Source organism: Parerythrobacter aestuarii, assembly GCF_030140925.1.
Classification (GTDB): domain Bacteria; phylum Pseudomonadota; class Alphaproteobacteria; order Sphingomonadales; family Sphingomonadaceae; genus Parerythrobacter; species Parerythrobacter aestuarii.
In genome coordinates this window covers 1,445,256-1,456,059 of the sequence record NZ_JARBWD010000001.1, presented here as the reverse complement: position 1 = coordinate 1,456,059, position 10,804 = coordinate 1,445,256, and the positions used below count along the sequence as shown (strand labels likewise).

11 protein-coding genes and 1 tRNA gene are annotated in these 10,804 nt (G+C 61.6%); 2 read left to right on the top strand and 10 right to left on the bottom strand.

The window, feature by feature from the left end:
• Positions 1-19 precede the first annotated feature (19 nt).
• Positions 20-1,084, bottom strand: coding sequence for a Leu/Phe/Val dehydrogenase (locus tag QPW08_RS07155; RefSeq protein ID WP_284126315.1), 1,065 nt, complete (start codon positions 1,082-1,084; stop codon positions 20-22).
• A 60-nt stretch (positions 1,085-1,144) separates the two neighbouring features.
• Positions 1,145-1,221, bottom strand: a tRNA-His gene (locus tag QPW08_RS07150).
• Between the two features lie 193 nt (positions 1,222-1,414).
• Here QPW08_RS07150 and QPW08_RS07145 point away from each other — a divergent pair.
• Positions 1,415-2,062, top strand: a complete 648-nt coding sequence (locus tag QPW08_RS07145; protein WP_284125041.1) for a prolyl hydroxylase family protein — start codon at positions 1,415-1,417, stop codon at positions 2,060-2,062.
• Positions 2,062-2,376 (top strand): TraR/DksA family transcriptional regulator, encoded by a 315-nt coding sequence (locus QPW08_RS07140; protein WP_284125040.1) that lies wholly within the window; start codon positions 2,062-2,064, stop codon positions 2,374-2,376. Before QPW08_RS07145 ends, QPW08_RS07140 begins: the two co-directional genes overlap by 1 nt.
• Positions 2,377-2,471: 95 nt before the next feature.
• Here QPW08_RS07140 and rpmE read toward each other — a convergent pair whose 3' ends face one another.
• From rpmE to uppS, 8 genes are all read right to left on the bottom strand, one after another.
• On the bottom strand, positions 2,472-2,696 hold the full coding sequence (gene rpmE / locus QPW08_RS07135) for a 50S ribosomal protein L31 (RefSeq protein WP_284125039.1): 225 nt from the start codon (positions 2,694-2,696) through the stop codon (positions 2,472-2,474).
• A gap of 363 nt (positions 2,697-3,059) precedes the next feature.
• Positions 3,060-3,515 (bottom strand): 3-hydroxyacyl-ACP dehydratase FabZ, encoded by a 456-nt coding sequence (gene fabZ, locus QPW08_RS07130; RefSeq protein WP_284125038.1) that lies wholly within the window; start codon positions 3,513-3,515, stop codon positions 3,060-3,062.
• A 24-nt stretch (positions 3,516-3,539) separates the two neighbouring features.
• Complete coding sequence (locus QPW08_RS07125) at positions 3,540-4,229, bottom strand: OmpH family outer membrane protein (protein ID WP_284125037.1); 690 nt, start codon at positions 4,227-4,229, stop codon at positions 3,540-3,542.
• Positions 4,229-6,934, bottom strand: a complete 2,706-nt coding sequence (bamA, locus tag QPW08_RS07120) for an outer membrane protein assembly factor BamA (RefSeq protein WP_284125036.1) — start codon at positions 6,932-6,934, stop codon at positions 4,229-4,231. Before bamA ends, QPW08_RS07125 begins: the two co-directional genes overlap by 1 nt.
• 178 nt (positions 6,935-7,112) lie before the next feature.
• Positions 7,113-8,249, bottom strand: coding sequence for an RIP metalloprotease RseP (rseP, locus tag QPW08_RS07115; RefSeq protein WP_284125035.1), 1,137 nt, complete (start codon positions 8,247-8,249; stop codon positions 7,113-7,115).
• Positions 8,250-9,404 carry a 1-deoxy-D-xylulose-5-phosphate reductoisomerase gene (gene dxr / locus QPW08_RS07110; RefSeq protein ID WP_284125034.1) on the bottom strand — a complete coding sequence of 385 codons (1,155 nt, stop codon included), beginning with the start codon at positions 9,402-9,404 and terminating at the stop codon, positions 8,250-8,252.
• Positions 9,405-9,408: 4 nt separating this feature from the next.
• The gene (locus tag QPW08_RS07105; RefSeq protein WP_284125033.1) at positions 9,409-10,128 is read right to left on the bottom strand and encodes a phosphatidate cytidylyltransferase; all 720 of its coding nucleotides are present in this window, start codon (positions 10,126-10,128) and stop codon (positions 9,409-9,411) included.
• Positions 10,115-10,798 carry a polyprenyl diphosphate synthase gene (uppS, locus tag QPW08_RS07100; RefSeq protein WP_284125032.1) on the bottom strand — a complete coding sequence of 228 codons (684 nt, stop codon included), beginning with the start codon at positions 10,796-10,798 and terminating at the stop codon, positions 10,115-10,117. Before uppS ends, QPW08_RS07105 begins: the two co-directional genes overlap by 14 nt.
• Between the last annotated feature and the right edge of the window lie 6 nt (positions 10,799-10,804).

The window sequence follows — 10,804 nt, the reverse complement described above, 5'->3', positions numbered from 1 at the left end:
GCACGTCCGCAAGTCCGTATCAGCGACCGATCAGCTTTTGCGCCATGCGGTCGGCTACGACATCCGAAGAGACGCCGGTGGCTTCGCTTTCCTGCCAGATTTGCGTCAGTCGCGCAGGGATCTGAGCGATGCGCTTGCGCACTTCGTTAATGCCGCCCTTTTCACCCTGCTGCCGATCGAGATATTCCTGCGCCACACTGATGATACCACCGGCATTGATGACATAGTCGGGCGCGTAAAGGATGCCACGCTCGGACAACATCGCGCCGTGCTTCGCCCGGGCAAACTGGTTGTTCGCGCCGCCTGCGACGATGGCACAGTCCAGGCAGGCGATACCTTCATCGTCGAGGATCGCGCCCAGCGCGTTGGGGCTGAAAACGTCACAAGCGGTGCTCATTATCGCGTCGGGTGCAACAAATTCGCCGCCCAGATCGCGGGCCATGGCCTGGGCCCGCTCTTCATTGATGTCGGAGAGAGTCAACTGCGCGCCATCCTTGGCCAGCAAGCGGGCAACTCCGCCACCGACGCTGCCGGTGCCTTGCACTGCGATATGAACGCCTTCGACGCTGTCTTTGCCCAGCTTGTGTTTCACGGCAGCCTTGATGCCGAGATAGATGCCCATCGCTGTAAATGGCCCCGGGTCACCTCCCGCTGAGCCTTCGCCTTCGACCGGCAGACCGGAAACAAACCGGGTGCGTTCCGAAACGGCGACCATGTCTGCCTCGGTAATGCCGACGTCCTCTGCAGTGACATACTTGCCGCCCAGGCCTTCGACCGCGTCGCCAAAAGCTGCAAGCAGCTCGGGCGTCTTCGTGCGGGCTTCATCGGCCAGGATCACAGCCTTGCCACCACCCATCGGCAGCCCCGCCATAGCGTTCTTGTAACTCATCCCGCGGCTGAGGCGCAGCGCATCGCGCATCGCGGCCTTCGGCTCGGAATAGTGCCAGAAGCGTGTGCCGCCTGCACCCGGGCCGAGATGGGTCGAATGGATCGCGATAATCGCGGTCAGGCCCGATTTCGCGTCGCGCACGAGCTGCACCAGCTCATGGTCGTCATAGTCCGCCTCGGTCCAGAATGCCGTCATCGCGTTCATCGTCCCCTGCCCTTGCTTGCGGGAAAATCATCGCAGGGATGCTGGGGAAGATGGGGCGATCGACGGGGTTCGAACCCGCGACCTCCGGTACCACAAACCGGCGCTCTAACCAACTGAGCTACGATCGCCACAAGCCCCAGACAAGCCGTGCAGGCGGGGCTGATACGCCCATGCGCCGCCCCGTCAAGGGCCAGCGAAAGCGGGCGCGAGCCTGTTGCACAGAGCGCCCCGGTTGTGAAGTGAAAACTTGCATCCGGGGCTTCGGGCGCAACATTATGTCGCAGCTTGCGAAGCAGCGGTGGACGGCTAGACACCGTTTCCATGGTTCATCCAGGCGAATCCTCGAACGAGCGACTGGCGCAGTATGGAGGTGTCCAACGCCTGCCATATGAAAAGCTCGACCTGTTCCAGCGCAAGGCCTTCTTGCCACCCGAACTATGTGCAAAACTGATTGACCTGATCGAAGCGGGCCGCCGGCCATCTACTTTGGCCGACCACAATGGCGATGATTACTTTCGCACCAGCGAAACCTGCGATCTTGATGCCGGTGACCCAAGTGTCGAACGCCTCGAAGCCATGCTGGAGGAACTGAGCGGGATCGACCCGACGTATGGCGAGCCGGTACAGGGGCAACGCTACGACATCGGGCAGGAATTCAAGGCCCATGTCGACTGGTTCAATCCGCAGGGTCAGGATTGGGAGAAATATTGCTCGGTCGCCGGCCAGCGCACATGGACCTTCATGATTTACCTGAACGATGTCGAAGCCGGCGGCGCTACTCGCTTCAAGATGGTCAGGAAGAGTTTCAAGCCAGAAACCGGCAAGCTGCTGTGCTGGGACAACCGCAAGCCGGATTTGACCGGGAGCAAAGTCGGCAATGTCAATACAATGCATCACGGCATGAAAGTGCGCAGAGGCCTGAAATATGTGATAACCAAGTGGTATCGCGAACGGCCATGGGGATGGTGATGACTGATTTTGCCGAGTTCAAGACCCAGCTCGAAGCACGCCTTGCAGACCTGCTGCAACGCGCTGAGGTTATCGAAGACGACCTGCGCGGCCCGCTCGATGCGGATTTCAGCGAACAGGCCCAGGATCTCGCGGATGACGAAGCGCTGGAAGGCGTTGATGACGTGCTGCGCGAGGAAATCCAGCAAGTGCGTTACGCTCTCGCACGCATTGAAAACGGGACCTACGGGAGCTGCGCCAAATGCGGTGAGCCAATCCCTGCCGAGCGGCTAAAGGCTCGCCCGATCGCCACCCGCTGCATCAATTGCGCCTAAGACAGGGCGGCTGAAGCCAGGGCAGCCGATACGAAAAAGGCCGCCCCGTCGGACCGCCCTTCCCTCGCAGCCAAAGCTGCAAACTGTTTGCCAGCCTACTTCTTGAGGCTGAGCCCACCGAAGCGCTTGTTGAAGGCTGCTACGCGGCCACCTTCCTGCAGCTGCTGCTTGCCCCCGGTCCAGGCCGGGTGGCTGGTCGGGTCGATCTCGAGCGCGAGCGTTTCGCCTTCGCTGCCCCAGGTCGAGCGGGTCTGGAATTCGGTACCATCGGTCATCTTGACCGTGATCATGTGATAATCGGGGTGCCCTTCGGCCTTCATGGTCTTCGTCCTTCGTAGCTTGTGCCCGGTTCCGACCGGACGCGCTGTCAAAATTGGATGGGGGCCGATAGCGATGTTGACGCTTCGGCGCAACCTTTTGAGTTCTTGTTTTTCGCACGACCTCCGTCGTGCGGTGTCCTCGCTCAAGGGGCCTTGCGGCCCAATCGCTGCGGGCGGCCGGTCGGCCTTGCGGTCGGCTGGTCGCCGACCGTGCTCCGCGACCAAGCCAAAACGTTGAGAATTTGCTGTGGAACACCGGGCCGGTGGAGGCCCGGCAAGCGCGACCGCGCGCCCCGCAGGTGCCCGACTGAAAGGAGGAACAGCACCGAGGACGCGCGCCCGGATGGGCGTGCGAAAAACAAACTATGCAGGCGGATCCGCGATCATGGCGGTGAATTCGGCTTCGCTAGTGACCGCGCCTTCGACGCTGGCCTTGCCGGCGAACTTGTAGACCCGGCTACGCTTCTGCGTGAACTCGACTTCGAGATCGAGCAGGCAGCCCGGCGTTACCGGCTTGCGGAACTTGGCGCTCTCGATGCCCATGAAGAACACCAGCTTGCCGGTGCCAGCAAGCTCGAGGGTTTCTATGCCCAGGATTGCAGCGGCTTGCGCCATGGCTTCGATCTGCAACACGCCCGGCATGATCGGCGCACCGGGGAAATGGCCCTGGAAGAACTCTTCGTTCATCGTCACGCCCTTCACGGCGTGGATACGTTCGCCCAGGGTCATCGACTTGACCCGGTCGACAAGGAGCAACGGATAGCGATGCGGCAGGGCCTTCAGCACCTGCTGGATGTCGTAAGAACCCTGTTCGCTCATGACCGCTGCCCCCTTGTCTGTCGCTTAGCGGCCGGACGGCTGCTGCGGAGCCGGCTGCTGTGCACCCTGCGCCTGCTGCGTCGCCGCCTGCTGGCGAGCCGCAGCAATGATCAGCTGCTGGATGGTCTGGTGCAGCTGCACGACATCGCGGCGCGGCTGGTACTGGCTCGGCGGAGTGGTCGTAACCGTCGGAACCATGGTGTTGAGCGCGGCGAGGATATCGGGCGTCACATTGGCACCTTCGGCAGCGTACTGGAACGCTTCCGGCGTCAGCATGATCTGGATGTTCTTCTGCTGGATGACCTGGTTCTGCGCCGCGCCATAGCGCTCCAGCAGCTGCTCAAGCACATAGTATTGCGCCATCAGGATCGGCATGGATACCTGCTCGACCTGCTGTTCCTTGGCTTCGATCTGCGACCAGACCGCAGGCTGGGCGTCGATCTCGGCCTGAGTGACAGTGCGGTCACCATTGGTGTCGAGGCCCTGCTGCAGCGTGTTGATCTCGTTGCGCATTGTGGTGATCTGCTGGATCTGCGCAGCATAGGTCGTGCTGATCTGCTGGTAGGCATTGATGCGCGCCTGCGATTGGAGGATCGTCGCTTCCGGGCTGGAGGTGGCGATGCCGGCAACCTGCGCGTGCGCCGGAACGGCAATAGCTGCAGTCGCACCCAGCGCGAGAGCTGTGGCGAGCGAAGTCTTGGTGAAAAGTTTCATTAGAACTGTGTTCCTACGTTGAAGCTGAAGAGTTTGGTGTCGTCGCCTTCCACCTTCTTGAGGGCATAGGCGAAGTCGATCCGGAACGGACCGAAGGGCGAATTCCAGTTGACCCCGATCCCGGCCGAGATGCGCGGGCTCGGCGTATCGCCGAGGAAAATTTCCTGGAAGGGATCGATTGTCTGGTTAAGCGGCGAATTGGGGTCGCCGGTGGTCGGGTCGACTGCGTCGAGCGTCGGGATCCCGGCCGCATCGACGAACAGAGGGTTTCCATCGGCATCGCGGATCTGGAACTCCAGACCGCCGGGGAACGGGCTCTGCTGCAGGGTCGGTGTAGTGACATTGAACAACGCGCCGATATCGACGAACACCGAAGGCCGCAGGCCGAGGTCGGCAGCACCGCTGCCCAACGGAATCTCCAGCTCGGCCCGGCCGAGGTAATAGGCGTTGCCGCCAATGGCATCGTCCGCAATGCGCTGGCGATCGGTGATGATCAGCGGATTGCCGGTGCCATCGTCGATAATCGGTTGGCGCAGGACGCGGGGACCAACGCCGCGAATGTCGAACCCGCGGATTTGCGGTTCACCCAGGAAGAAGCGATCAGTCAGGCGGACATCGTCGATGCCCGGCTGGTTGCTGCGGTTTTCCAGCCCCTTGATGTAACCGCCTTCTGCCGATAGCGAGAAGATGAACCCGTCCAGGACGCTCCAGAACTTCTTCGCGCTGGCGCGGGTCTTGATGTATTTTACATCGCCGCCTGCACCTGCAAATTCGACACTCAGTGTCATTTGCTGGCCACGGCTCGGGCGGTAGCGGCTGTTGAGCGTGTCGTAGATCAGGTTGGCACCCAGGATCGAAGCGGTACGCTTGCCGATCACATCGCACAGGAAGCGTCCTGCCAACAGCGGTTCACAGGTGCGGACACCGTCACCATCGAAGTCGGCGAAGAAGGTGTTCTCGTCGAGAGTGATATCTTCGAAGTTGAGCGTGTAGCTGCCCACCAGCGAAAGATATTCGCTGAGCGGTACGCCCATCCGGATCGAGCCGCCGGTCGTGGTGTTCTTGTAGGTCGTGTTCCGGTCGCGACCGACGAAATTGAAGCTGTTGAAGTCGCGCCGGTAGATGTCGACACCAGCGGAAATGTTGCGGTCGAAGACATAGGGCTCTGTGAAGCTCAAATTGACCGAGCGCGAATAGCGCGACCACTGCACGCTGGCACCAACGGTCTGCCCGCGACCGCGGAAGTTGCGCTGGCGGATGGAAGCCGAAAGCAGGAAGCTCTCGATCGAAGAGAACCCCGCGGAAAGCTGCAACTCGCCAGTCGGCTGCTCTTCCACGTTGGCTTCGAGGATAATGCGGTCGGGATCGGCAGTTTCCTTCTGCTCGATCTCGAACTGCTCCTGGAAGAAGCCCAGTGAATTGATGCGGTTGGCCGAACGCTTGACCCCCAGCGAGTTGAACGCATCACCTTCAGCGAGGCGGAACTCGCGGCGCACGACCTTGTCCTGCGTCAGCGTATTGCCGTTGACGTCGATCCGCTCGACATAGACGCGTGGTGCTTCGCTGATGACCAGCGTAACATTCATCTTCCGATCGTCCTTGTTGCGGACGAATTGCGGGCGGACATCGGCAAAGGCGTAGCCGAAGGTCCCGGCCAGTTCGGTCAGCTGCTCGGTAATGTCTTCGATGGTCTTGGCGTTATACCACGCGTCCTGCTCGATATTGAGCTGGCTGGTCATGGTATCGCTGTCAAAGTCGCGCAGGTTGGACTGCACCTTCACATCGCCGAATTTGTAGCGTTCGCCTTCCTCGACCACGTAGGTGATGATGAAGTCTTTCTTGTCCGGCGTCAGCTCGGCCACGGCGGACACAACGCGGAAATCGACGTAGCCTTCGGTCAGGTAGAATTCGCGCAGTTTCTGCTGGTCGAAAGCAAGGCGGTCCGGGTCGTAGCTGGTGTTGCCGCTGAAGAAGTTCTTCAGACGCGACTCCTTGGTCACCATCTCGCCCTTGAGCTTGCCATCCGAATACACATCGTTGCCGATGATGTTGATCTGGCGAACCTTGGACTTGGGGCCTTCGTTGATCTCGAACACCAGGTCGACGCGGTTCTGGCTCAGCTGCACGGTCTTGGGCTCGACCGTGGCGGCAAAGCGACCCTGGCGCTTGTACAGCTCGATAATGCGAGCAACGTCGGCGCGAACCTTGGAACGGGTAAAGATCTGGCGCGGGGCAAGCCGGATTTCCGGTGCGATCTTGTCTTCCTTGAGGCGTTTGTTGCCCTCCAGGATAATGCGGTTGATGACCGGGTTTTCGACCACATCAATGACCACATTGCCACTCTCATTACGCACACTGGCGGTGGCAAACAGCTCGGTCGCGTAGAGATCTTTGAGCGCCTGGTCGGCGGCGACCTGGGTATATTCCTGCCCCGGGCGGAGCTGGATATAAGTCAGGATGGTATCCGGCTCGAGCCGCTGAGCGCCGGCCACGGCAATGCTGCGGATAATGTCGCGCTGCGGCTGCGGGGCCGGTTCCGCTTGCGCTTGACCTGCAGTTGGCTGCGCCGGGGTCGTTGCATCCTGCGCCAGCGCGCCTGCCGGCAGCCCGGCAAGGATAGTGCCCGACAGCAAGGCTGCAGCCCATTGTCCCTTGGCACGCGCGGCGGTGCTAATCGTGCTGCGCGAAACAGGTGTTGAACCCATATCGGTTCCCATCATTGCGGAAATGTTCCCGTCCAGTTTCTGTCCCGGCCCGGATACTCGCCTGCTAGGCGCATCGGTTGCCGGATCGATCGATCCCGCGCCCCTTGCCCGATGCGTCGCCCCCAATCAAGCAGGAGAGTGCCGATTTGGCCCTCTGATGCCTCCCTGTCCCCGACTGTCACCCAAAGGGCGACAGCGAAACCAGGTCGTTGAAAGTGACGAACAGCATCAGCACGATTACGAGCGCCATACCGGTGCGATACGCCATTTCCATTCCACGGGGACCGACCGGTTTCCTGCGGACAGCCTCTGCCGCGTAGAAAGCCAGGTGCCCGCCGTCGAGCCCCGGGATTGGCAGCAGGTTAATGAACGCCAAGTTAAGCGAAATGAGGGCGACGAAATTGATGAAGGCGAGCCAGCCAAGGCTCAGCTGTTCGCCAGAAAATTTGGCGATCTTGATCGGCCCGCCAAGCTCTTGCACGGAGCGCTGGCCGGTCACGATCTGCTTGATGCCGGTGACCATCATGTCGACCATCTTCACCGATTCCCCGACCGCCAGGCCCAACGATGTGCCGATTCCCTGCGGGACGAACTCGGTTTCCGAGGCCGCAGCCTGAATCCCGATGAGGCCGATCCGGGAGGGGTTGCCGAAGCGGTCTTCGATTTCCATGCTGATGGTACGTACGGGATAGGTCATCTCTGCCCCGCCCCGTTGGATGGTAATCTGAAGCAGTTGATCGGGATACAGCATCACCGCCTGCTGCACATCCTGCAGCTTTTCGACGGGCTCGCCTTCGACAGCGACGACCCGGTCGCCGATCTCGATGCCGGCCTTCTGAGCGGGAGAATCGTCCATAAAGCCCGCGATCGTAAGCTGCTGCTCGGCATCCTTCGCTTGCGGATAGCCGACCGCCATGAAAAACCCGGCGAAGATGGCCAGCGTGACAAGGATGTTGGCCACCGGTCCAGCCAGCACGATCAGAGCACGGCGCCATAGCAAGGCGTGGTGGAAGCTACCCAATCGTTCTTCATCGGTGGCGGATGCAATTGCATCGCCATCGGGGATGCTAGCGGGATTCATATCGCCCTTGAACTGGACATAGCCGCCCAGCGGCAACGCGGCGATCTTCCAGCGGGTGCCGTGCCTGTCGGTGCGCCCGACCAGCTCCTTGCCGAAGCCGATGGAAAACGCCTCTGCCTTCACGCCCAGCCAGCGGCCGACGAGGTAGTGGCCCAGCTCATGCAAGGTGATGAGCGGCCCCAGCACCAGCAGGAAGCCGAGGATATACATCCAGAAAGGCGGCGATTCGATCATTCAGGCACTCTCCAGCAGGGCGCTCGTGCGCTCCCGCGCTTCGCTGTCTACCGCAAGGACCTCGTCGAGCGAAGTCGGCGCACAAGTTACAGCGGATTGGTTGAGGACTTCCTCCACCGATAGCGCAATCCGGGTGAACGGGATGTGACCGGCGAGGAATGACGCGACGGCGACCTCGTTGGCGGCGTTGAGTGTCGCCGGAGCCGCCCCGCCCGCCTGCACCGCCTCGCGCGCCAGCCGGGTGGCGGGGAAACGCTCCTCGTCAGGCGCGAAAAAGGTCAGTTCGCCCTGCGCCACGAGGTCGAGCGGTGCGCACGGAGTCTCCATCCGGCGAGGCCACGCCAGGCACGAAGCGATCGGTACCCTCATGTCCGAAGGGCCCAGCTGAGCCAGTGTCGATCCGTCGCGATATTCAACCATCGAATGGATAACGCTCTGCGGGTGGACAACGATCCTGATCCTGTCGAGCCCGACCGGGAACAGGTGATGCGCTTCGATGAACTCGAGGCCCTTGTTCATCATCGTGGCGCTGTCGACGCTGATCTTGGCACCCATCGACCAGTTGGGATGCGCCACCGCCTGCGCCGGGGTAACCGCGTGCAGTTCCTCCATAGACATTGTGCGCAGGGGGCCACCGCTAGCGGTCAGAGTGATCCAGCGGACATCTTCGATGGCATTGCCAGCCAGGCACTGGAAGATCGCATTGTGCTCGCTGTCGACCGGCAGCAACGTCGCGCCGTGTTTTGCCACGGCCGCTGTCATGACATCGCCGGCGGAAACCAGCGCTTCCTTGTTGGCGAGCGCGATGGTGCCACCCTGGTCGATTGCCGCCATCACCGGGCCAAGCCCGGCGCAACCGACGATCGCCGCCACGGTGATGTCGACCGGGCGCGATGCCGCTTCGCACAGTGCCGCCCGGCCCCCGGCTGCCTCGATCCCGCTCCCTGCCAGCGCCTCGCGCAAATCGTCGAGGCAGCTCTCGTCCGCCACAACCGCCACCTTGGCCTCGAACTCCCGCGCCAGCGCCGCCAGCTCGGCGACGTTGCAGTTGGCGGTCAGCGCCTCGACCCGCCATGCGGCGCGGCTCTGCCGGATCAGCTCGAGCGTCGAGGTCCCGACAGAACCCGTTGCACCGAGGAGGGAAATCGATCGCATCGGCTCAGACCATGCCCGCCGCATTGGCAAGCGCGCCAATGACGATGCTCACCGGCAGGAGGCCATCAATCCGGTCGAACACGCCCCCATGGCCGGGAATGATCTTCGAAGAGTCTTTCACACCCGCCTTGCGCTTGAGCCAGCTCTCGAAAAAGTCGCCGCATTGCGCCAGCACCGCCAGCCCTGCGCCGAGCCCGATGATGGCTGCGAATTCGGCCTGCAGTTCGGCCATCATGTCGCCGACGGTGTATCCGCCAATGGAAAAGTGCACCATGGCGAGCCCGGTGACGAAAATCGCTGCTCCGATCATCCCGCCAATCAGCCCGGCCCAGGTCTTCGACGGGCTGATCTTCGGAGCGATCTTGGGGCCGCCAATGGCCCGCCCTGCGAAATAGGCAAAGACATCCGTGAACACGACCACACCGATCGCCGCACCAAAAGCCTGCAACGGCAGGCTTACCATCGTCACCCCGGCAAGACCGATATAGACCGCCCCTGCCAGGATTCCGGCCAGCCGGAACGGGACATTCTGGGTCGCCTTGGTAACCAGCAGCACGAACTCGACAAAACAGATCGATGCGACGATGACAATCAGCCACATCTTGTACGGGTTGTTGAACCACAGCGCCACGCCGAGGATCGCCAGCATGACGAGCGCTGAAGCCAGGCGCACCGGCAGATCCGATTTCGGCTTTTCCATCGCGACTGTCTCACCGTCCGCCAAAGCGTCTCTCCCGGTTGGTAAAGTCATCGAGCGCCTGCTGCAGGTGCTCAGGTGTAAAGTCAGGCCACAGCGTATCGACGAACAGCATTTCGGCATAGGCTGCTTGCCACAGCAGGAAGTTCGACAATCGCACTTCGCCACTTGTGCGAATAAGCAGGTCAAGCGGCGGCAGCCCGGCGGAAAACAGGTTGGCTTCGATACTCTCCTGCGTGATCTCACCTTGCGCCGCAGCGGCACGTGCGGCGTGTACGATCTCCGCCTGCCCGCCATAGTTGAGCGCCACCGCAATGGTACGCGATCCGCCGGAAGTCTTCTCCAGCGCATCCTCAAGCATGGCAACAATATCCGGTGCCAGCGCGCGCCAATCGCCCAGGATATGCAGCTTCACATCGTTGGCGATGAATTCGGGCAGGTCGGATTTGATGAACTTGCGCATCAGGTCCATCAAGTCATCGACCTCGTCTTCCGAACGCTTCCAGTTTTCCGAGCTGAAGGCATAGAGGGTGAGGCACTCGATTCCGGTGCCCTCCAGCGAGCGCACCAGTCGACGCACCGCCTCCACACCCTGACGATGGCCCATGGCGCGCGGCAAGTGCCGACGCTTGGCCCAGCGGCCATTGCCATCCATTATTATGGCGACATGACGGGCGCGGCTGTCCGCCTCGCTCATGGCCTC